Raw genomic sequence first — 20,602 nt, forward strand, 5'->3', positions numbered from 1 at the left:
GGCGGGGCCGGCACCAGTGGGGCCGCCCCGTCCGGAAATTCGGCCTGATCAGGCGTCCGTCTTCTCGTTCTCCGCCTCGGAGGTCTCGGCGGTCTCCGGCGCCTCGGCGGCCTCGGCGGCCGGGGCCTCGGCCTCGTCCTCACCGGCGAGCCGCCGCTGCAGCGCGGCCAGGTCGACCTCGTTGCCGTCCTCGTCCTTGGCCTTGACGTGCTCGACGACGAGGTTCAGGGCCTTGCTGCGCAGGACCTCGGACACGACGGCCGGGATCTGGTTGTTCTCGGTCAGGTGCCGCGCCAGGACGTCGGGCTGCACGCCCATCTGCAGGGCGTTGGAGACGACGTACTCGGTCAGCTCCTCGTTCTCGACGGTCAGCTCCTCCTGGAGGGCGAGCTGGTCGAGGATGAAGCCGCCCTTGACCGCCTCACGGGCGTCCTTCTGCAGCTCCTCGTCGTACTCCTCGGCGCTCTGCTCCTGCTGCTCGAGGTACTTCTCCCGGTCCAGGCCGTACATCTGCAGCTGCTGGTCGAGCTGCTCGTTGCGGCGCTGGACCTCGGCCTCGATCACGCTGTCCGGGAGCGGGATGTCGAGCTTGTCCATGAGCGCCTCGAGGGCCTTGTCGCGAGCCTGGCCGAGCTGCTGGGCGCGCTTCTGCTGCTCCAGCCGCTTGCGGACGTCCTCGCGCAGCTCCTCGATCGTGTCGAACTCGCTCGCGAGCTGGGCGAACTCGTCGTCGAGCTCGGGCAGCTCCTTGATCTTCACGCTCTGCACGGTGACCGTGACCTCGGCCTCCTCGCCGGCGTGCTCGCCGCCGACCAGGGTGGAGGTGAAGGTCTTGGACTCCTCGGCGTTCATGCCGGCGAGCTGCTCGTCGAGCCCGTCGATCGAGGAGTTGCTGCCGACCTCGTAGGAGTAGCCGGTGGTGCGGGCGTCCTCGACGTCCTCGCCGTCGATCTTGGCGGAGAGGTCGATGGAGACGAAGTCGCCCTCCTGCGCCGGCCGGTCCGCGTTGGTCAGCGTCGCGAAACGCTCGCGGAGGTTGGAGATCGTCTGCTCGATCTCCTCGTCGGTCACCTCGACGGAGTCGACGGTGATCTCCAGGCCGTCGTAGTCCGGCACCTCGAACTTCGGCCGGATGTCGACCTCGGCGGTGAACGCGAACTGCTCGTTGTCCTGCAGCTCGGTGATCTCTACGTCGGGCTGGCCGAGGGCGAAGACCTCGCTCTCCTGCACGGCGCGACCGTACAGGTCGGGCAGCGCGTCGTTGACCGCCTCCTGCAGGACCGCGCCCCGTCCGACGTACTGGTCGATCAGGCGGGCCGGCACCTTGCCCGGGCGGAAGCCCTTGATGCGGACCTGCTGCGAGATCTCCTTGTACGCCTTGTCGAGGTTGGGCTTCAGCTCGTCGAAAGGCACCTCGACGGTGAGCTTGACCCGGGTCGGGCTCAGCTCCTCAACATCGGTCTTCACTGGGGCGGTCTCCTTGATCCGGCCGCGGCACGGATTTCACGTTGGATGTCGTGGGCGGCGGCGTTGTCAGCCGGTCGCGGGCACGCCGAATGCGGGCACCGCGCGCCTTCGCGCGCCAAGTCTATGGTGTTCCGCCATGTCCGCGGACAGGCGGGGCGGCAATGTGCGCCCAAGTATTGCGAAAGGGCGCTCATTCCCGAGAGCCGCCCGGCCGTCGTCGGGTTCCTCAGCACGAGGATCTCCAAGGTGGGCCCCACGAAGCACCCACGGATCAGTAAAGGTCATGCCATGATGCTGCGATGTTCCTGAGCCGTGTCCTCAGCGTATGCCTGCTCGGCGCGCTGGCCCTGTCCACGACCGGTTGCGGTGGCGTGGACAAGAAGGCGTGCGGCCGGCTGGAGAGCACCCTGAACGGGATCCGGCGCCAGGCGATGACCCAGGTGGACGACCCCCTCCGCGTGGCGCAGACGTACTCCTCCGGCGCCACGACCCTTCGTGACCAGGCCAAAGGCACCGACGGCAGCCTGCGCAGGTCCGCCGAGAAGGCGGCGGGCGCCCTCGACCAGCTGGGCCGGCAGGTGAAGGCGGCCGCGGACGGGACCGGGTCGAGCGTCGACTCGTCCGCGCTGATCGCCGCCACCAACGAGCTGAAGCACACCTGCGGCTCCTGAATCCCCTGGGCGCCTGCCGTACGAGGGTCGGGCGGGCACAAGGGACCTTGGTCCCCCGATCCGGGGATCTTCGCCTCACCGCGTTCTCTCACGGCGTCGTTACCGTGTTACGCATGCACGCCGTGGACCCTGGGTGAGGAATCCCGTGTACGACTCCGGTGGCCTGGAGATCCTGACGGAAGAGGAATGCCGTCGGTTGATCGACGCGGCCCCGCTCGGCCGGATCGTCTTCACGGATCGCGCGCTCCCGGCGATCCAGCCGGTCAACTTCCTCGTGGCCAACGGCGAAGTGATCATCCGTACGTCGTCCGGGTCGAAGCTCGCGGCGGCGGCCCGTAACGCCGTGGTGGCGTTCGAGGTCGACGAGTTCGACCCGGCGATCCGTACCGGCTGGTCCGTGGTGATCGTCGGACACTCCCGCATCGTCTCGGAGGACGGCGAGCTGTCCGAGCTCCGCGAGCTGCCCCTGCGCACGTGGGCGCCGACCGCCCAGGACCACTTCATCGCCATCACACCGGAGCTGATCTCCGGTCGCCGGCTGCCCACGTCGTCCTGACGCCGCTCTTCGGCTCAGGCGCGTACCTTCTCGACGCCGACCGCGCGGGCGCACGCCGCACAGCAGAAGATCCGATCGCCGGCCTCCGCGCCGTGCCCGAGGACCCGGCAGCCGCAGTGCTCGCACACCGGAGCGATCGCGTGCGCGGCGCACTCGACGGAGTCGAAGACGCGCGACGCCCCGTCGGCGGTGATGACGGTGAACGCCTTGTCGTACTCATTGCCGCAGACATCACAGTGAGCCATGAGATTCCCCCCGAGTCTCGTCACACCGCTATGTCCTATGCGGTTCCCCGTCGGCCGGTGGTCGAAGCGGACGCGGAGGGAGTTCGCGCCGGTGGACGGCCTCGCCCGCGAGGTGCGCGACCGCTCCGAGCGGGCAGGACCCCCGCATGCAGGAGATGACGCTACGAAGTTCCGCGTTCGATGACCACGCGGAGATCCCGAAGGAGTACTCCCACGAGGCCGGCGACGTCTCCCCGCCGCTGCGGTGGTCCGGAGTACCGGACCGGGCGGTCGAGCTCGTCCTCAGGTGCGAGGACCCGGACGCTCCGGTCGGCACGTTCGTCCACTGGCTGCTGGCCGGGGTCCCGCCGGAGAGCGAGGGCGTGGCGGCGGGCGACCCGCCGACCGGATCCGTGCCGGGACGCAACGACTACGGCCGCCCCGGCTACGGCGGCCCGCATCCGCCTCCCGGCGACCGGCCGCACCGGTACGTCTTCCGGCTGCTGGCCCTGTCCGAGCCGTCGGGAATGACGACCGGCTTCTCCGCCGGCGACCTGGACGAGGCGGTGGAGGACCGGGTCCTGGCGGCCGGCACCCTCGTCGGCGTCTACGGCCGGTGATCCCTCGGTCGGCGTCTCCGGGAGAAGGGCCCCGGTCGGCGTCCATGGCAGATGAGGCGCATGTTCTCCGCCGGGCGGGTAGGGCGGAACGCGAGGTAGACGTCTACGACGGAGGAGGAGGAAGCGTGACTGACCGTACCGCTCCCGAGGTCGGGACGCTGTGGGAGGAGTTCCACCGTGTCGTCAACATGACGTCGGAGGAGCTGCGAACGTGGTTGCTGACCGTCACCTCGGGCGAGGAGGCATTCCCCGACGATCCCGACCGGTTGTGGTTCGGGCTCGGCACCGAGGTGGTGAAGATCCTCGGGAAGCGCAAGGTGGATCTGACGGACGACGATCTGCGGAACATGCGGCGAACGGTCGACGAGGTGACCCGGCGGCTGGAGTCGCCACCGGAGCGGGGCGCGGCGGATGACGCGTGGCGCCGGGCGTTGATGACCCTCGGGCACGACCCGCTCCGGCCGGACCCGCACGGGAGCGAGGATCTGCCGTGAGACAGCACCGGCCACGGTGACCCGATGAACGAAGAACCCCCGGGGCGACCGCCCGGGGGGTTCTTCGTTCGGAACGTGTCGGGCTGGGGAGATTCGAACTCCCGACCCCTGCGACCCAAACGCAGTGCGCTACCAAGCTGCGCTACAGCCCGTGAGTCACCGAGTGTACCGAAAAGCCGCCCTTCCGGGCGGCCACGCCGTTCTCACGTACGGTGACAGTCCCGTCGAGGACGGGCCGGGATCGGCGCGCCCGCCGGTCGGTCACCCCCGCCCCGGAGAACGCGCGGGGAATATCGGGCCAATTAGGAATTCGCACTCCAAATTGGGAAGGTATCGACACCCCCTCACCCCTCGCATCGAGTATGCGACTGGGGCGCTTCGCCCGATTTGTCACCAGGCGCTATTCACGGTCGGTAATCACGCCGACGCTAAAAGTGATCTTATTAATGGTGCGATCAATTAATGCGTCCACGGTGGCCGCAAAGCACGTCTGATCAGCTACTGTATTGCACACGTCACACGATCGGGAGGCCGGGAGCCCCGCGCGGGCCGTGGGTTCCGGCACTCTGATCGTCACTGCCGGTAATACGGAAGAGCGCACCAAGAGGCGTTACGAGATCGTTTTTAAGCGGCCGCTCCGCGCCGGGATCGAGCGCCGAGCCGACGGCGGCCGAAGAGTACGGCCGGCGCCGGATGGTGCCGTACAACAGAAAAGGGCATCAGGGCCGCCCCCATCTCCGACCGGGGACTGTTGGCGCAGCCGGCGGTAGACGCGGGCGGCCCCCTCCTCCATCGAACCTGCCGGTTTCGGGAAACAGACAAGGCTCGCGGGAGCTCATGAAATGGCTATTTCGCGCGTTATACCGCCGTTGAGCCGGTCTCACGGCGATCACGGGTTGCCATCGCGTCCTACCGTACGCCACCGGCGGTCCGCCGGTCGGCGGTTTCGCGCTTCCGACCGAGGCGGACCCCACGCGGCCATGGGAGGTCGCCATGGATGACATGACACCACGGTCCTCGACCGTCGTTGACGGGACACCAGCGGTGGCCGCCGCCACGGTCGGCCTCCCGCCGTCGCCGGTCGTGGCCGACGGCGGGACGCGACCGGGAACGGCCGTCATGGACGAGCGGACACCGTACGCCCGCAAGGGCGGTGCGGCCTCATCCACACGCCACCGACACGCCCGCCCTCGTCCCCGGCGGAACCGCAGCGTCCTGTACGTCGCCGGTGGGCTGTTCGGGGCGAGCGGGACCGGATGGTGCCTGTCGGAGGTCCGCCACGACGGCCTTCACATCACGGGCCTGCGCCTGCCACCGTCCGTCGCGCTGTGGGGCCTGGTCGGACTCGCCGGCTGGGGAATGGTCCTCCTGCTGGGCGAGCTGACGCTGTTCGTCCTCGCGATCGTCAACGTCGCGGACCCTGAGGTGCACGACCGCTGCCGCAACCTGATGATCCTCTGGGGCTACGTCCTGACGCTCGGCACGCCCCGGCTGTTCCGGCGGCTGCCCGCGCAGTTCGCCCAGCTGTTCGCCGACGAGGGAGGGGCCTCCCGGCCCACCCGCGACCGGTCCGACGGCGACCGCCAGGCCCGCGGCCGGCCGAGCCGTGACCGGCCCACCGGCCGCCGACCGCGCCGCGCACGACCGCCGCAGAACGGAGGGCCGGGACCGAGCCGTGCATAGGATCACCGTTCGCGCGTGCACAACCGGGGCTCGGGAACCGGTACGCTACGCGAGGGACGTTGTGAGATCGGCGGTCGTCCGTTGGTCTCCGGCGCACGCGGGCGTAGCTCAATGGTAGAGCCCCAGTCTTCCAAACTGGCTACGCGGGTTCGATTCCCGTCGCCCGCTCCAACCACGAAGGCCCAGGTCACCCGGCATCCGGCGACCTGGGCCTTCGATCTTAATCCGGCCTTCTCCCGCCTCCGTGCCAGATCCGTGCCCGATCCGTGCCCGATCGGATTCGCGTGCGGCGTGGGCACCGATCCCTCCGGTCGCGCCGGCCGGGCGGCCGATCGCCGGCGCGACCGACCTGCCGAAGACAAGGACCGGTTGGGTCGCCACGCGACCCGACCGGCCTCAAGGGTCGCGGCTGACTACCACTGAACGCCGAGCGCCCATTCAGTGCTTCCGGTGATGGGTACGCAGACGTAATCCCAAGCGCCGTAGCGCACGTCCTCGACACCCGCGTTCTCGCAATCCGTCTCCGACGGGAAGTCGCCCTGCCAGATGTATGCGCCCGGGCCGAAGGCGGTCGCGCCCGTCGATGACTTGCCTGCGTGAGTAGGAGCGGCCTCCGCAGCCGTCGCCGTGGCCATCACGCCGGCGGCGATCGCGCAAACGGCGATGAGCGCTGGAAGTCGTTGACGAGCTCGCATCTTTCTTCTTTCTCTTCGGCCCCGGGTAGGGGATGCACCTGACGAGATGCGACGGTCGAGTGGATCGTTCGCAGCACGTGCGCCCGGCGAACGAAGCCGCGATCAGATTAATCACGAGAGGAAGAATCGGTGAATTCCACTTAGGTGGACCTCTTGTAGATGGAGCGGCGATGTCATCGCTCGGTGGCCTCGCGTCCGTGCGAGGCGAGGGTGACGCGACGGTAGGCCCTGGCGGCGAGAACGAACGCCAGACCGCCGACGGTGAAGAGCACGTCGGTGGCGCCGCTCGCGAACAGGCACCAGAACGAGGGATGCGAGGTCCCCAAGGTCTGTGCCGTCGTCAGCCCGGTGAATCCCTTCGGCAGTATCCCGGTGACCCGGACCAGATCGTCTCCGACACCCGATACCCCGCGTGCCGCGAGGAGCACGGCCCCCGTCCATGCCGCGGAGAGGAGCATCCATCGAGGAATCCGCCGACCCCACGGCTGCGCCAGGGCCAACGGCAGCAGTGCTCCAACGATGACCATGAGAACGACGATCAACGAGAACACCTGGACCGCGGCCCGCTCGGCCCCATGCTGATCCGAAGCGGAGGGAAAACCGAGGCCGGTGACGTACCAGACGGCGTGCCAGGCCAGGAAGGCCATCACCCAGGCGAAGGCGAAATAGGCGGTCCTTCGATTAGCGCGCAGGGCATCGTCGCGCATGCGGCGATCCGCCGATACTCGATCGGCGCGCTGCGGTCGGGCATACGAGGTGAGCGAGCCTCCGAAGGGTCTCATATCGTCGATCATCTTGGAGCCGCCGTGTTGGCACGTCCCCCTCCCGGGGGATGACGCTCCCGTGGAAGGCGGAGACGGCCGCGTGAACGTCGCCATCTTCAAGGCGGGCCGCACGCGCCGCCGACCAGGCGCCCGCCGCCGGGTCAGCCCGCGCCGGCCGTCTGGACGAATTCGCGCAGGCGCTGCAGGAGTGTCGCCGGCTGCTCCTCAGCGATCCAGTGGCCCGAATCCTCGATCGGTCGGACACTGACGCTTTCAGCGACCTCCGAGAGCATCTCCTCGGCCACTGGCAGAAAGAAGCTCGCGGTCCCTCCGAGTCCGAGCACGGGCATCTTCAGCTTACCCTTTTCTGCCAGAATGCGCCGATTGTCATCTGCGTCCTTCTCGAAAGCCCGAAAGAGCTCAAGGCCCGCTCGCATGGCTCCGGGAGCCGTGTAGTCGGCGACATATCGCTCCGCGTCCGCTATGGAGATGGCATCAGGGTTCGCGCTCAGCTTGACATAGAAACTACGGAGGTATGGAAACTCGCTGCCGGCGATGAGGGTCTCAGCGATGTTGCCCGGTGCGCCGTGGAAGTGGAAGTGCCAAAGCTTGGCCTCACTGAACCTGGTCGTCGCCAGCACGCTCTCATATGCTTCGGTGCCCGGGATAGGAGCCTCCATGAGCACGAGACGCTCAACGTCATCTGGATAAAGGGAAGCGTACGCGTAGGCGACCAGCATCCCGAGGTCGTGACCGACAAGAGTGATCGGGCGCTGCACGCCGAGATGATCGAGCAGCGCTCTGACGTCGCCTGCCATCGTTTGCTTGTCATAGCCGCCCTCGGGCTTCGATGACCCGCCGGCACCTCGATAATCGGGAGCCACGACGAACCAGCCATCGGAACGGAGAGGCTCCATGACGAGACGCCATTCCCACCAGGTCTGGGGCCAGCCGTGCAACAACACGATCGTTCGACCATCGCCGCCACCGCTCGGCGGTGTTCCTGCGGTCACGTAGTGGATGCGCACGTCCGCGCGATCGAACATATTGTGGTGGAGCCCCTGCATCATGCACCTCCTGACGCGAACCGGCAGCTCAGATGAGCTTGATCTGCCGATCGGATCACACGCTCGGTTTTACCCCCACTAGGCCTCACGCACATGCTCCAAGATATGCGCGGCCCAGACGTCAGGCGCTTCCAGCGGACTGAAGTGCCCGACGTTCTCCATGAAATGCAGTGTGTAGTCACTGTAGAAGTCGGACAGGTTGTCGCTCCATTCCTGCGGAAAGAGCGGATCCTTGTCGGGCCAGAGGATGGTGATCGGCTTTGAGAACCTGTCAGCGGGATCCGGCTTCTTCTCGTTGGCGTAATAGGTGATGGGGTTCCCCTCCGGGAAGCGGAACCACATGACGCCGGCCACGAAAGCACCCGGGGCGGAATGGTTCTCGGTCAGATGGTCCAGCAGTTCGTCCACGACTTCGGAGCCTGGAGCCGACCAGTTCTGGAGGTTCTCCTTCAGCGCGGCGCGTACGGCATCCGGCTTGCCGTCGATGAGATCCTCGACCAACGTCGTCTTGTAGAAGATCGCGTGGAGGAATGCGTTGACCGCCTCCTCCTCCAGGATCCGTCGGCCGACCCCCATCGTCGGTGGCGCGATCACCAGGGATCTGGCGAGGTCCGGCCGCTTCACCGCGATCGTCTGGACGGTGAAGCTGCCGATGTCGTACCCGCACAAGACCGCGTTGCTGATGCCGAGTTCGTCGATCAGGGCGATGACGCCGTCCACCTGTCCGGACAGGGCGTAGGCGTTGCCCACGTCCTTCAGGTGCTTATCCGACTTGCCGTAGCCCCTCAGGTCGGGGACGATCACGTCGGCGGAGGGTGTCAGCAGGGGCAGCAGCTTGGAGTACTCCCTGTTGTCGCCCGGATTACCGTGTACGAGTACTACCGGCCGGCCTTCTCCCGATCGCAGGTAGTGCAGGCGGAAACCATTGGTCGGCTTTGAGAACGGCATGGTCTGACCTCCGAATTCCTGCAGCCGTTTCCCGTCGGCGGACGTTGTCCGCCGGCCGGCAAGCGGTCAACAGGCCTGCGCGAAGGTTCGGGCGCGCTGGTCGAACAAGCCATCGCCGCCGTCGAGTCCTGGCGGCTCCTCCGCGAACTCCCCTGCTCGACGACCTGGATCGCGGACATCGTCCACGTCGGACCTACCCGCGATCTGGCGGGCTCAGACTGAGGATGGAAGTGACGAAGGCCCAGGTCGGCCGGTATGCAGCGCCCTGGGCGTCGCGGGCGCGCGCCACTGTCGCCGCCCGCGCCCGTTACGCTTCGGCCATGGCGGCCATGGACGATGAGTTGCTTCCGATGCCCGTAGCGGCGCTGACCGTCGACTGCGCGGACCCGCCCGGCCTCGCCCGCTGGTGGCAGCGCCTGCTCGGGGGCGAGGTCGAGATCGACGACGAGGGGATCGCTTGCCTGCGCACCGTGGAGGGCCATGTGATCGATTTCGCGTACGTCCCGGAGAAGAAGTCAGGCGAGAAGAACCGTTTGCACCTCGACCTGCGCAGCGCGGACCTGGACGCGGCGACGGAGCAGGTGCTCGCGCTCGGCGCCACCCGCGCGGACGACATCTACGACGGAGACCGGTGGCGCACACTACGCGACCCCGAGGGCAACGAGTTCTGCATCCTGCGTCCGATCGACGACCCGGCACGGTGACCGCCTGCGCCCTGTCGTTAGGAATGATCCGGGAGAGAAGACCTGGTCGACGAGGACGTGGCCCGGATGGCCGACGAGTTGGCAGAAGACATCTCCGTGCTCACCCCGCAGGGGAGTGTGGAGTCGTGGTCCCTCACGGCGGTCGGTGACGACACTGGGGAGTGGCGTGTCGAAGCGAGCGACGGCCGCGGAGGAATCTGGGCTGGTGTCGGGGAGCATCTCTTCGAGGCCGTCTGCGATCTCCGTGCGGCCCCTGAGGCAGCGGGTTTCCGGTTTCTGATCGCCGGAGCGCGGGTCGACTCCTGGCCGACGTCGATGAGTATCCAGATGCACGGTGGGTGCCTGGTCGCCGCCAGGCACGGGCCGGCCGGGATGGTGCTCAAGAACCTGTTCTGCCTGTTGTCCAGGCGTTCTGCTCACCGGTACGTCTTCTCGGCTGCTCCCGCTTCCAAAGTCGGGACCGTGGCGCAGCAGGAGGCCTACCAGGAGGGGTGGACACGCCGCGCCGTAGGGCATGCGCGCGAGGGCCGTGATGCGGCTGGACGAGGCTTCGAGGAGGCGTGAACGCGCGGACAGACCGTGCTCGCCCTCCGGCCGCGGGCGGCCCCTGCACGAGAGGATGGCACCGGATGGTCGGACAGCCGACTCACTCGTTCCGCCTCAGTCACGCCGCAGCCTGCCGTTGACCCAGACCGGCGGCGACCGGTCACACGAACGCCCGTCTTCCTCACCGGCACCAAGGCGGGTCGGCTCCCCATCGCCGGGGCCGGCCTTCGGCAGGGAGTCGAAGTAGCCCTCGTAGAAGGGCTCGGGGTACTCGCGGCCGATCGACTCGGCCAGCCATTCGTTGAAGGTGACGTCCTGTGGGAAGAGAGCATGCTCCAGACAGCACAGGTTGGGGTCCCATCCCCACATCGCGCCTGCGGGGTCACGGCAGTCGAGCAGTGATGCGATGCAGCATCCCCAGTCCAGCAACTGGACCATACCCCGCCGCTGCCCGCTCGGCTCGCTCCTGAACGCTGCGGCCGATTCACCGATGTCCGCGAAGACGTCGCTTCGGCGGAAGTCGTAGCCTCGAACGCCGATGATGCCGCCCCTCGGTCCGAAGCATCCGTTCCCCACCTCGAGATAGAGCCTTCGCAGCAGCGGCGGGAGCGGGTACCCGATGACATTCTCGGTTTCGGTGACCGCCTCGGGTGACGCCACGGGCAACACGTCAGGCCCGGCGCTCGCACGTATGGCTTCGACGATCTCATCCTCGGTCATGACCCCGCCGGTCTTCGCTCCGTCCTTCACACCTGGAAGTGGCGCGAACCGCCGCCGCGGTACCAGGCGTCGAGATGTGCGCATCCCAGGATGGCAGGCGGCGGGTGACCGCTCGTCCGATGCCCTGAGGCGGGCTTGCCTCTGACGCGTGGGTCAGGGGTTAGCTTCGCGGCGCCCTGTCACCGCGGTCATTCGTTCGAGGAGCGTCCGATGTCTGAGCTGCCCCCTGTCTCCCGTGAAGTGCGTCTCGTGACCACCCCCTCCGGCTTGCCGCGTCCAGGGGACTTCGCCGTCGCCGAGACGCCGCTGCGGGCTCCCGGCGGCGGGGAGGTCGTGGTCCATAACCGGTTCTTCACCGTGTTCTCCGCACTTAGGACGCTGCTCGGAGGCGGCGTGGAAGGCGCTCCTTTCCCTCCGGTCCGTCCCGGGGACGCCCTGTTCGGGCCGGCGATCGGTGAGGTGGTCTCGGCACCGGACGCCGGTGGGCTCCACGTCGGTGACCTGGTCTCCCACTGGTGGGGATGGCGTGACTACGCGGTCGTGGACGCCGCCGACTGCTCACCCCTGGTCGGCACACTGCCTGATCCGGTGATGCACCTCTCTCAGGGGCCGACCGCGTACGGGGCCCTGACGCGCGGCGCCCGGCTGCAGCCGGGTGACACGGTGTTCGTCTCCGGCGGAGCCGGGTCCGTCGGCTCACTGGCCGGGCCGATCGCCCGGCTGCTCGGCGCCGGGCGGGTCATCGGGAGCACCGGGTCACCGGAGAAGGCGACGCGGATGGTCGCCGACCTCGGGTACGACGCGGCCGTCGTCCGTGGGGCCGGGCCCCTGCTCGAGCAGCTGGCCGCGGCCGCGCCCGACGGCATCGACGTCCTCTTCGACAACGTCGGCGGCGAAGATCTGCGCGCCGCGGTCGCCACCGCGCGGACCGGCGCGCGGTTCGTCCTGGTCGGCGCGCTGTCCGGGCAGCTGGCGGCGGACGGCACCGGGACCACGGCACCGGTCGAGCTCGACTCCTACCGGCTGGTCCTCAAGCAGATCACGATGCTCGGGTACAGCGCGGTGAACGATCCGGACGTCCGGGCGGAGTGGATCGAGCGGTTCGCCGGCTGGGCGCGCTCCGGTGCCATCGGTTTTCCGTACGTCCGCGTCGACGGCCTCGAGAACGCTCCGCGCGCGTTGCACGAGATGATGACCGGGCGGTACCTGGGCACGGTCGTGGTGGCTCTCTGACACCGGAGGAAGCATGCGGATCGGCGACGCGGCGGCAGCGGCCGGAACGACCCCCCGTGCGCTGCGCTTCTACGAGCAGCACGGCCTACTGCCGCCGCCTCGGCGGACCGCCGCAGGGCAGCGCGAGTACACCGACCGTGAGGTCGCCCGCGTCCGCATGATCCGTACGCTGCTGTCGCTGGGGTTGACCGTCGCCGACCTGCGCGAGTGCCGGGACCGCCTGGATCTGCTGGAGGGGAGCGCCCTTCCCCCGTACGGGGGGCCGGGGGCGTGCGCGCGGGCCGGCGGGGTGGCGGAGCGCCGGCTCGCCGCCCTCGACGACGAGATCGCCCGTCTGACGCGGCTCCGTGACCGCCTCGCGGCCCGGATGGACGCACCGGGATCCCGGGGCCCAGATGTGACGCGCGAGGAGCCGGCGCGGGCGAGGGATCGTACGGTGCCGACGCGGTCCTGAGTGCCGGACGGCGCCGGACTCCGGCCCCTGGACACGGACGCGTTCCTGTCCGCCGGCGGTCCCGGGACGGGCCCGTGAGGGATCAGGGGCGCGGTCGGCCGCCCCCGCGGAACCCGCCCATCAGGGGTCGAATACGCGGTCGCTCCCTCTCGTGGAACCCGCCCGTCAGAAGGCGGACGCGCGGTCGGTCGCCCTCGCGGGAACCGCCCGTGAAAGGACGGGTGCGCGGTCAGTCGCTCTCGCCGACGCGGAGGGTGGCGTGCGCGGACCCGGTGCCGGGGTCCTCCCACAGCATGGCGCCGAGGGAGCGGAGCATGCAGACGGCGGGCGTGTTGGAGACCTGTGTCTCGGCGACGATCGCGTGGGCTCCGTGGGCGCGGGCCTCATCGATCAGCAGGCAGAACGCGTGGGTGCTGTAGCCCTTCCCGCGGGCCGAGCGGGCGAGCCAGACGTACGCCTCGACCGCACGGGGCGCCTCGGCAGGGGTGATCCGCGCGCCCCCGACGAGCCGGTCGTCCGCGAGCACCGCGTAGGCGGCACCGCCCTCCGGCCGGTGGAGGTCTTCGAAGGCCGCGCGGCGCTCGGTGGTCCACCCGTGCGCCTCGGGTTCGCCGGGAATGACCTCGTGCGGGTCGGTGTCCTCGACCGCGAGCTCGAGCAACCTCGGCAACAGGTGCTCGTCGACCGGTTGCAGTGTGACAGTGCTCATAGTCGCAGACTGCCAGGTCGGCGCCATGGTGGCGTGGAGGCACGGCCCGTGAGGCGTGACTTGCGCCGGTGACCCGTCCGGAGGTCCCGCGCCGGTGGCCGGGAGACCCCGGGTCACTTCCGCCAGATGAGGACCAGCGCGCAGTCGTCGTCACGGGCGGCGGCCATCTCGGTGACGAGCTCCGTGGCGCCCTCGCGGAATCCGCTGGGGACGAGGCGCTCGACGGCCCCGAGCAGCCGGTCGATGCCGGCGTCGAGATCGCGGCCCGGCGCCTCCACCAGGCCGTCGGTGTAGAGGAGCAGCGCGTCGCCCGGGCGGAGCAGGCCCCGCTCGGGCTCGGCGCTCATCTCGGGGACGACGCCGAGCACGATGCCCTTGGCCGAGCTGACCCGCCAGGTGCCGCTGCCGGCGTCGAACTGCACGGCGGGCGGGTGGCCGGCCGACTCGACGACGTACTCACCGGTCCGCAGGTCGATGGTCAGGTGCACCGCCGTGACGAAGCCCTCGTCCCACCGCTGACGGTGCAGGTAGGCGTTGCAGGCCGAGAGGAACCGCTCGGGCTCGACGGATCCGAGCAGGCCGCCGAACGCGCCGGACAGCATGAGCGCGCGCGTGCCGGCGTCGACGCCTTTGCCGGAGACGTCCACGAGGGCGACCTCGAGCGTGTCGTCGCGGCAGACCGAGACGAAGAAGTCGCCGCCGAAGGACGAGCCGCCGGCCTGGAGGAGGACGACCTTGGAGTCCCAGCCGCTCGGCAGTGCCGGCATCTCACCCTGGCGGCGCAGCCGGTCGCGCAGTTCGAGGAGCATGAGCTCGCCGCGCAGCCCCTTCACGCCGATCTGCTCCCGGCTGCGGGCCAGCACCGTCGCGAGGACCGCCGTGACGATGATGGTGCCGACGACGCCGGGGCCGACGCGCGAGAATCCCATGGCGATCGCGTCGTACAGCAGCGCGGCGGCGACGAAGCCGAGGAGCACCCGGAGGCTGCGGACGCGCAGCAGGAGTCCTCCGGCCAGGACGGTCAGGACGACGGCGCTGGGCGAGAACCAGGTCTGCGACGCCGGCGCGGAGATCCCGATCGCGACGGTCACGGTGACGAGGGCCGCGAGGGCGTTGCGGTCCTGCGTGAGCTGGCCGCGCTGGAGCCATTGGTACAGCCGCACCAGGACGGGGATCCGGCGCAGGAACGCGCGGACCCTCGGCGGCAGGAGCTGGACCAGGCGGCTAAGCATGATGCGGGCACTGTATCGAGCATCGCATGATCCGTGTTGAGGCACCGTGGACGTGACGTGGGTCTCGGCCGTCCGAAACGCCGTCGGGCCGTAGGACCGGTGTCCTGCCCGGCTGCTGGAGACACGGGCGTGCCGCCGCGCGCGTGTTTTCGGGCGGCCCATTGAGGGGAGGTTTAACGGATCATCGGGTCTTTCGGAGGTGACGGATGGGACAGGCCATGCGTGTCACGGTCGACGCGGCGATGCGAGCCCGTGACGTCTCGCGCGATCGTTCGGAGGACGAGGCGCCGAGGCTCGCGGCCGCTCCGTCCCAGCCCGTCAAGCCCCGCCGGGGAGAGAAACGCCGGCTGGCGAAGCGCCGGGCCGCCGCGCGGCTCTGATCGTCGGTCCGGCTCCGGCGGCCGCACGCCCCGCCGGCCCGGACCCGTCGCTCGTACGCTCCGCCCCTGCGGCGCCGCCTGGACACCCCGTCCTCGCGGCGCCGCCCGTACACGGCCCTTACGGCACCGCCCGCGTCGCTCCGCCTTCACGGCGCGGCCCGGACACCGGCGCTCACGGCACCGCCCGCGTAGCTCCGCGCGTACGCCGGTCCGTACGGCGCCGGGCGGCCGGGTGCGCCGGGTCCGGTGGCCCTGGTCGCTGCCGTCGTGTGGATCAGTCCGGCAGGCGGGGCAGCTCGCCGGTCTTCTCATAGGCCGTCAGCATGGCGATGCGCCGTACGTGGCGCTCCTCGCCGGAGAACGGCGTGTCGAGGAAGATCTCCACGAACCGGGTGGCCTCGTCGGTGGTGTGCATGCGCGCGCCGACGCTGATGACGTTCGCGTCGTTGTGCTCGCGGCCGAGACGTGCGGTCTCCTCGTTCCAGGCCAGGGCGGCGCGTACGCCGGGGACCTTGTTCGCGGCGATGGCCTCGCCGTTGCCGGAGCCGCCGATGACGACGCCGAGCGATCCGGGCTCCGCCGCGGTGCGGGCGGCCGCGTCCATGACGAACGGCGGATAGTCGTCCTGGGGGTCGTACTCCTTCGGCCCGCAGTCGACCGGCTCGTGCCCCTGCTCGGTGAGCCATCCGATCAAATGCTGCTTGAGTTCGTAGCCCGCGTGGTCGGAACCGAGATAGACGCGCATGGGCCAAAGTCTGTCAGGTCGGTACGGCCCGCCCTGCGCCTGGGGCCTCGGCAGGGGCGGGCGTACGAGCGGACGGGGGCCGTCAGGAGGGGTCGGAGCCGGGTTCGCGCCGCCAGGGCTCCGGGTCGAGCGTCCGGTCCTCCGACCGGCCGCGCTCCGGCGGCCGGTGCGGCGCCTCCGCCGGATCCGGTTCGGGGTCCGGCGCGTACGAGGGTGGCGGAGCGGCCTGGGCGGCGGGTCCCGGTGGCAGCGGGCGCGCCGTGGGAGGCGGGGTGGCCGGGGCCTCACCGAACCCCGGGTGGGGCGGCGGAGCGCCCCAGCCCGGCTGCGGCGGGCCGTACGGAGCGGCCGGCGCGGGCGGGCCGGGCGGAGCGTACGGCGCGGCGGGTGCGGGGACGCCGGGCGGCGGGAAGGCGGGGTGCGCGCGTCGGCGGCCGAGGCCGATGAGGACGCCCAGACCGACGAGCCAGCCGAAGAAGAGACCGAAACCCGCGCCGGCGCCCAGGCTCGACCAGGTGAACCGCCAGCTCATGCCGGGCAGTGGCTCCAGCGCGTTCAGCACCACGCCGCGGACCAGGCCCGCCAGGGCGCCGGCGACGACGGTCGCCCACCAGCCACAGACGAGCGCGCCGAACGCCCCGCCCCGGGCCTCCCCGCCGCCGGCGCCCACGGGAAGGGGCGGCCGCCCCGGCCCGCCGGCGCGCGGGACGAGGGAGCGGACCGCCGGAACGATCAGCAGCGCGGTGAACACCAGGAGCGCCAGCGTGCCCACGTCGGCCGGCAACAGGATGGCGGCGCGCAGCGGGCTGACGCGCCAGCTCGGGAACGTCAGGTACTGCGTGAGGGGCCCGATCTTGTCGTTCGTGTAACCGTCGTGCCGCGTGATGGCGTCGACGGACCACTGGTTGCCCGCCAGGAGGGCGACCACGAGGATCGCGCCGACACCGCCGATGACCGCCCCGATCACCCGAGATCGCATGGCGGGACCCTAACCCGTCGTGGAACGCGCCGGAAGCCCTCAGAATTGCAGGGATTTGACCTCCAGGAACTCCTCCAGCCCGTAGCGGCCGAGCTCGCGCCCGAGGCCGGACCGCTTGTACCCGCCGAACGGCGCCGAGGGGTTGAACCGGCCGCCGTTGATCTCGACCTGACCGGCCTTGATCCGGCGTGCGACCGCGACGGCGTGGTCCCGGTCCGCCGACCATACGGCCGCCGCGAGGCCGTACGGGGTGTCGTTGGCGATGCGCACGGCCTCGTCCTCGGAGTCGTAGGCGAGGATCGACAGGACGGGCCCGAAGATCTCCTCGCGGGCGATCGTCATCGACGGTGTGACGTCCGCGAAGACGGTCGGCGGTACGTGGTAGCCGGGGCGCAGCGAGCTCTCCGTGCCGCCGGTCACCAGCCGCGCGCCCTCTTCCACGCCCTTCTCGATGTACTCGCGGACGCGGTCGAGCTGGGCGCGCGAGGCGAGCGGGCCCAGCCGGGTGCCCTCTTCGAACGGGTCGCCGGGGGTGTGGCGTTCCGCCGCCTTGGCCGCGAGCGCCACCGCCTCGTCGTACAGGGGCCGTGGCACCAGCATGCGGGTCAGGGCGTTGCACGTCTGCCCGGAGTTGACGAACGCCTTGGCCACCCCCACCTTGACGGCCAGGGACAGGTCCGCGTCCGGGAGGATGAGGTTCGGCGACTTGCCGCCGAGTTCGAGCGCGACGCGCTTGACGGACGCGGCGGCCAGTTCGGCGACGCGCCGTCCGGCCCGGGTGGAGCCGGTGAAGGACACCATGTCGACGTCCTCGTGGGTCGCGATCGCCTCACCGACGACCGGGCCGGTCCCCGAGACGAGGTTGAACACCCCCGGCGGCAGGCCGGCCTCGTCGATGATGTCGGCGAGCGCGTACGCGGCGAGCGGCGCGACCTCGCTGGGCTTGAGGACGACGGTGCAGCCGGCCGCGAGGGCGGGGGCGACCTTGGCGACGACCTGGTGCAGCGGGTAGTTCCACGGCGTGATCGCTCCGACGACGCCGACCGGCTCCCGGACGATCACCGAGTTGCCGCAGCGCTCCCCCGCGAAGTCGTAGCCCTCCAGAAGGTCGACGACGCCGGTCAGGACCGCGATCGGCGTGTCGACGTGCACCTTCTGCGCCAGCGCGTACGGGGCGCCCAGGTCGGTCGCGATGATCCTGGCGAGGTCGTCCCGGCGGGTCTCGATGCCCTCCAGGATGGCGCGGAGGTGCGCGGCGCGCTCCTCCGGCGTGGTCGCCTCCCAGTCCCCCTGCGCCCGGCGCGCCTGGGCCACCGCCCGGTCGACGTCCGCCGCGGTGCCCTCCGGTATCCGGTCGATGACCTGCTCGTTCGCCGGGTTGATGACGTCGATCGTCGCCGTGGCCGATGAGTCCGCCCACGCTCCGCCCACATAGATCACATCGCGCATGTCATCCATCCTTCCCCCGGTCGCCGAGCACCGACCAACCGTCCAGGTGAGGGATATGGGTCCCTCTCCGGCGGCGCTCCCGGGACCGCGGATGGCTCGATCGGCACACGATCGGCTGTTGCAAGTGTTTTGCAATAGGGATTGAATGGCGGAAGGGGAGCGCCTTCCAGCGCTCACGGCGGCACGAGGAGGATGGATGACGACGGTGCGGTCCGCGGCACGTACCCGGCTCGGCCGGGCGGAGTGGGGGCGCCTCGCCGGGATGGCCGGCTTCGTGGCGCTGTTGCACGTCGTCGGCTGGGGGATCCTGCTGCTCCTCGTCCTGCCCGGCCACTACCACCTGGGCAACGGGAAGCTGTTCGGCGTCGGGATCGCGCTGACGGCGTACGCGCTCGGCATGCGGCACGCGTTCGACGCGGACCACCTCGCGGCGATCGACAACACCACCCGGAAGCTGATGTCCGACGGCCAGCGCCCGGTGTCGGTGGGGTTCTGGTTCTCGCTGGGGCACTCGTCGGTGGTCTTCGTCGCCTGCCTGCTGCTCGGCTTCGGCGTCAAGGCGCTGTCCAACGGCGTCGCCGACGAGAACTCCGGGCTGCACCAGATCACCGGCACGATCGGCCCCACCGTGTCCGGAACCTTCCTCGCCATCATCGCGATCATCAACCTGGTGATCCTGCTGGGCATCGTGAAGGTGTTCCGCGAGATGCGCGCGGGCGTCTACGACGAGGCCGCGCTGGAGGCCCAGCTCGACAACCGCGGGTTCATGAACCGCTTCCTGGGCCGCTTCACGAAGGCGATCACCAAGCCGTGGCAGATGTACCCGCTGGGCTTCCTGTTCGGGCTGGGCTTCGACACCGCCACGGAGGTCGGCCTGCTGGCCCTCGCCGGCTCGGCCGCCGCCGCGAGCTCCCTCCCCTGGTACGCCGTGCTGTGCCTGCCGGTCATCTTCGCGGCCGGCATGTCGCTGTGGGACAGCATCGACGGCACGTTCATGAACTTCGCGTACGGCTGGGCGTTCTCGAACCCGGTCCGCAAGATCTTCTACAACATCGTCCTGACCGGGATCTCGGTGGCGTTCGCCTTCGTGATCGGCGGTACGGAGCTGCTGCAGGTCGCCCAGGACCGGTTCGGGCTGCACGGGGGCTTCTGGGACTGGATCGCCGGCCTGGACCTGAACACGGCCGGTTTCGTGGTCACCGGTCTGCTCGTGGTGGTCTGGGTCGGGGCGCTGGCGGTCTGGAAGCTCGGCCGGATCGAGCAGCGCTGGTCGGCCGCCCTCCAGGACTCCGACGCCTGAGCCGGCCTGACAGATCCTCGGCGGCGCCGTCAAGGTAAATGACTCTTTGCCCTCGAAGTCGGCTATGTACTGCCGGAGATTCCCGCCTCTACGCTCGGCGCGTGAGTATGCCGGAGTCACAACAGCCACAGCGGCTTCCCGACAGCGCCAGGTCCCGTCTCGCGGCCGCCTCACAGGGGCGGCCGTGCTTCACCTCCGACCTGTCGGTGAACGAGTTCGTGCTCACCACCCAGGCCGGATTCGAGCCGCTCGGCCTGGTGATGGGGACCTGCATCTACCACATCGGCACTCAGCCGACCCGGTGGAAGGTGAGCCAGGAGCTCTCCGTCCTGACCCAGGCCATGTACAACGCGCGCGAGCTGGCCATGGCCCGCATGGAGTCGGAGGCCGACGCGCTCGGCGCCGACGGAGTGATCGGCGTCGAGATCCGGGCGCGGGGGTACGCGCTGTCCGCCGACGTCATGGAGTTCGTGGCGGTGGGCACGGCCGTCCGGGGGAATCCGGGCCTGCGCACGCCCGCGGGCCGGCCCTTCACGTCCCATCTGTCCGGCCAGGACTTCTGGACGCTCATCCAGCACGGCTGGGCACCGCGCGCGATGGTGCTGGGCACGTGCGTCTACCACGTCGCCCACATGTCGTTCCGTCAGGTGCTCCAGGCGGCCGGCCAGAACACCGAGCTCGACACCTACACGCAGGCCGTCTACGACGCCCGTGAGATCGCCATGGCCCGGCTGCAGTACGAGTGCCAGCAGGTGGGCGCGGACGGCGTCGTCGGCGTCTCGGTGTCGGAGGACGACTGGATCTGGGGCGAGCACGCGGTGGAGTTCTTCTGCATGGGCACCGCCGTCAGCCGCCTCCAGCCCGACGCCCGCCCGGTGAACCCGACGATGACCATGCCGCTCACCGACTGAGCCCACCGGCGCCTGATCGTCCACTCCGGCCGGCCGGAGTGGACGATCAGA

The 20,602-nt window shown here is 69.9% G+C and carries 24 protein-coding genes and 2 tRNA genes; 13 read left to right on the forward strand and 13 right to left on the reverse strand.

Translation table 11 applies throughout. The annotated features are described in order from the left end of the window. Window positions 1–48: 48 nt before the first annotated feature. Complete coding sequence (gene tig, locus NE234_RS41330) at window positions 49–1,467, reverse strand: trigger factor (protein ID WP_252786624.1); 1,419 nt, start codon at window positions 1,465–1,467, stop codon at window positions 49–51. Between the two features lie 299 nt (window positions 1,468–1,766). Here tig and NE234_RS41335 point away from each other — a divergent pair, with 299 nt between their 5' ends. Together NE234_RS41335 and NE234_RS41340 are read left to right on the forward strand one after the other, a co-directional pair. After that, the gene (locus tag NE234_RS41335) at window positions 1,767–2,138 is read left to right on the forward strand and encodes a hypothetical protein (RefSeq protein ID WP_252786625.1); all 372 of its coding nucleotides are present in this window, start codon (window positions 1,767–1,769) and stop codon (window positions 2,136–2,138) included. 133 nt (window positions 2,139–2,271) lie between these two features. Further along, window positions 2,272–2,694, forward strand: coding sequence for a pyridoxamine 5'-phosphate oxidase family protein (locus NE234_RS41340; RefSeq protein ID WP_252786626.1), 423 nt, complete (start codon window positions 2,272–2,274; stop codon window positions 2,692–2,694). A 14-nt stretch (window positions 2,695–2,708) separates the two neighbouring features. Here the strand turns inward: NE234_RS41340 and NE234_RS41345 are convergent, their stop codons facing one another. Next, a complete protein-coding gene (locus tag NE234_RS41345; RefSeq protein WP_252786627.1) occupies window positions 2,709–2,939 on the reverse strand; it encodes a hypothetical protein in 231 nt (76 codons plus the stop codon). A 155-nt stretch (window positions 2,940–3,094) separates the two neighbouring features. On the opposite strand from NE234_RS41345, the gene NE234_RS41350 reads away from it, so the two are divergent. Beyond that, window positions 3,095–3,538, forward strand: coding sequence for a YbhB/YbcL family Raf kinase inhibitor-like protein (locus NE234_RS41350; protein ID WP_252786628.1), 444 nt, complete (start codon window positions 3,095–3,097; stop codon window positions 3,536–3,538). Between the two features lie 125 nt (window positions 3,539–3,663). Then, on the forward strand, window positions 3,664–4,032 hold the full coding sequence (locus NE234_RS41355) for a DUF3140 domain-containing protein (RefSeq protein ID WP_252786629.1): 369 nt from the start codon (window positions 3,664–3,666) through the stop codon (window positions 4,030–4,032). Between the two features lie 78 nt (window positions 4,033–4,110). Here NE234_RS41355 and NE234_RS41360 read toward each other — a convergent pair. Next, a tRNA-Pro gene (locus tag NE234_RS41360) sits at window positions 4,111–4,184 on the reverse strand. A gap of 841 nt (window positions 4,185–5,025) precedes the next feature. On the opposite strand from NE234_RS41360, the gene NE234_RS41365 reads away from it, so the two are divergent. Together NE234_RS41365 and NE234_RS41370 are read left to right on the forward strand one after the other, a co-directional pair. Further along, window positions 5,026–5,715, forward strand: coding sequence for a hypothetical protein (locus NE234_RS41365; protein ID WP_252786630.1), 690 nt, complete (start codon window positions 5,026–5,028; stop codon window positions 5,713–5,715). 97 nt (window positions 5,716–5,812) lie between these two features. Continuing rightward, window positions 5,813–5,886: transfer RNA gene (locus NE234_RS41370), tRNA-Gly, on the forward strand. A 242-nt stretch (window positions 5,887–6,128) separates the two neighbouring features. On the opposite strand, the gene NE234_RS41375 is transcribed toward NE234_RS41370, so the two are convergent. The 4 genes from NE234_RS41375 to NE234_RS41390 form a co-directional block, all read right to left on the reverse strand. Further along, a complete protein-coding gene (locus tag NE234_RS41375) occupies window positions 6,129–6,410 on the reverse strand; it encodes a hypothetical protein (protein ID WP_252786631.1) in 282 nt (93 codons plus the stop codon). Between the two features lie 173 nt (window positions 6,411–6,583). After that, window positions 6,584–7,117: a DUF3995 domain-containing protein gene (locus NE234_RS41380; RefSeq protein WP_252786632.1), complete on the reverse strand. Its 534-nt coding sequence runs from the start codon at window positions 7,115–7,117 to the stop codon at window positions 6,584–6,586. A 218-nt stretch (window positions 7,118–7,335) separates the two neighbouring features. Then, the gene (locus tag NE234_RS41385) at window positions 7,336–8,244 is read right to left on the reverse strand and encodes an alpha/beta fold hydrolase (protein WP_252786633.1); all 909 of its coding nucleotides are present in this window, start codon (window positions 8,242–8,244) and stop codon (window positions 7,336–7,338) included. 75 nt (window positions 8,245–8,319) lie between these two features. Beyond that, window positions 8,320–9,189, reverse strand: coding sequence for an alpha/beta fold hydrolase (locus NE234_RS41390; protein ID WP_252786634.1), 870 nt, complete (start codon window positions 9,187–9,189; stop codon window positions 8,320–8,322). A 320-nt stretch (window positions 9,190–9,509) separates the two neighbouring features. Between NE234_RS41390 and NE234_RS41400 the strand changes: the two genes are divergently transcribed. Then, window positions 9,510–9,893, forward strand: coding sequence for a VOC family protein (locus tag NE234_RS41400; RefSeq protein WP_252786635.1), 384 nt, complete (start codon window positions 9,510–9,512; stop codon window positions 9,891–9,893). Window positions 9,894–9,959: 66 nt separating this feature from the next. Then, the gene (locus NE234_RS41405; protein WP_252786636.1) at window positions 9,960–10,457 is read left to right on the forward strand and encodes a hypothetical protein; all 498 of its coding nucleotides are present in this window, start codon (window positions 9,960–9,962) and stop codon (window positions 10,455–10,457) included. 96 nt (window positions 10,458–10,553) lie between these two features. Here NE234_RS41405 and NE234_RS41410 read toward each other — a convergent pair whose 3' ends face one another. Next, window positions 10,554–11,159, reverse strand: coding sequence for a hypothetical protein (locus NE234_RS41410; RefSeq protein ID WP_252786637.1), 606 nt, complete (start codon window positions 11,157–11,159; stop codon window positions 10,554–10,556). A gap of 210 nt (window positions 11,160–11,369) precedes the next feature. Between NE234_RS41410 and NE234_RS41415 the strand changes: the two genes are divergently transcribed. Beyond that, the gene (locus tag NE234_RS41415) at window positions 11,370–12,392 is read left to right on the forward strand and encodes an MDR family NADP-dependent oxidoreductase (RefSeq protein WP_252786638.1); all 1,023 of its coding nucleotides are present in this window, start codon (window positions 11,370–11,372) and stop codon (window positions 12,390–12,392) included. A gap of 13 nt (window positions 12,393–12,405) precedes the next feature. Next, a complete protein-coding gene (locus NE234_RS41420) occupies window positions 12,406–12,846 on the forward strand; it encodes a MerR family transcriptional regulator (RefSeq protein ID WP_252786639.1) in 441 nt (146 codons plus the stop codon). 229 nt (window positions 12,847–13,075) lie between these two features. Here NE234_RS41420 and NE234_RS41425 read toward each other — a convergent pair whose 3' ends face one another. Together NE234_RS41425 and NE234_RS41430 are read right to left on the reverse strand one after the other, a co-directional pair. Further along, complete coding sequence (locus NE234_RS41425; RefSeq protein WP_252786640.1) at window positions 13,076–13,555, reverse strand: GNAT family N-acetyltransferase; 480 nt, start codon at window positions 13,553–13,555, stop codon at window positions 13,076–13,078. A gap of 113 nt (window positions 13,556–13,668) precedes the next feature. Next, window positions 13,669–14,787, reverse strand: a complete 1,119-nt coding sequence (locus NE234_RS41430) for a PP2C family protein-serine/threonine phosphatase (protein WP_252786641.1) — start codon at window positions 14,785–14,787, stop codon at window positions 13,669–13,671. A gap of 206 nt (window positions 14,788–14,993) precedes the next feature. Between NE234_RS41430 and NE234_RS41435 the strand changes: the two genes are divergently transcribed. After that, on the forward strand, window positions 14,994–15,167 hold the full coding sequence (locus tag NE234_RS41435) for a hypothetical protein (protein ID WP_252786642.1): 174 nt from the start codon (window positions 14,994–14,996) through the stop codon (window positions 15,165–15,167). 274 nt (window positions 15,168–15,441) lie between these two features. On the opposite strand, the gene NE234_RS41440 is transcribed toward NE234_RS41435, so the two are convergent. The 3 genes from NE234_RS41440 to NE234_RS41450 form a co-directional block, all read right to left on the reverse strand. Continuing rightward, the gene (locus NE234_RS41440; protein WP_252786643.1) at window positions 15,442–15,912 is read right to left on the reverse strand and encodes a ribose-5-phosphate isomerase; all 471 of its coding nucleotides are present in this window, start codon (window positions 15,910–15,912) and stop codon (window positions 15,442–15,444) included. Between the two features lie 82 nt (window positions 15,913–15,994). Then, window positions 15,995–16,891, reverse strand: a complete 897-nt coding sequence (locus tag NE234_RS41445) for a hypothetical protein (RefSeq protein ID WP_252786644.1) — start codon at window positions 16,889–16,891, stop codon at window positions 15,995–15,997. Window positions 16,892–16,930: 39 nt separating this feature from the next. Then, window positions 16,931–18,340: an aldehyde dehydrogenase family protein gene (locus NE234_RS41450; RefSeq protein ID WP_252786645.1), complete on the reverse strand. Its 1,410-nt coding sequence runs from the start codon at window positions 18,338–18,340 to the stop codon at window positions 16,931–16,933. 196 nt (window positions 18,341–18,536) lie between these two features. On the opposite strand from NE234_RS41450, the gene NE234_RS41455 reads away from it, so the two are divergent. Together NE234_RS41455 and NE234_RS41460 are read left to right on the forward strand one after the other, a co-directional pair. After that, window positions 18,537–19,640: a Nickel transporter NicT gene (locus NE234_RS41455; RefSeq protein WP_252786646.1), complete on the forward strand. Its 1,104-nt coding sequence runs from the start codon at window positions 18,537–18,539 to the stop codon at window positions 19,638–19,640. A 107-nt stretch (window positions 19,641–19,747) separates the two neighbouring features. After that, window positions 19,748–20,551 (forward strand): heavy metal-binding domain-containing protein, encoded by an 804-nt coding sequence (locus tag NE234_RS41460; protein ID WP_252786697.1) that lies wholly within the window; start codon window positions 19,748–19,750, stop codon window positions 20,549–20,551. Window positions 20,552–20,602 lie beyond the last annotated feature (51 nt).

It is taken from the genome of Actinoallomurus rhizosphaericola (genome assembly GCF_024055675.1).
Taxonomy (GTDB): Bacteria; Actinomycetota; Actinomycetes; order Streptosporangiales; family Streptosporangiaceae; genus Actinoallomurus; species Actinoallomurus soli.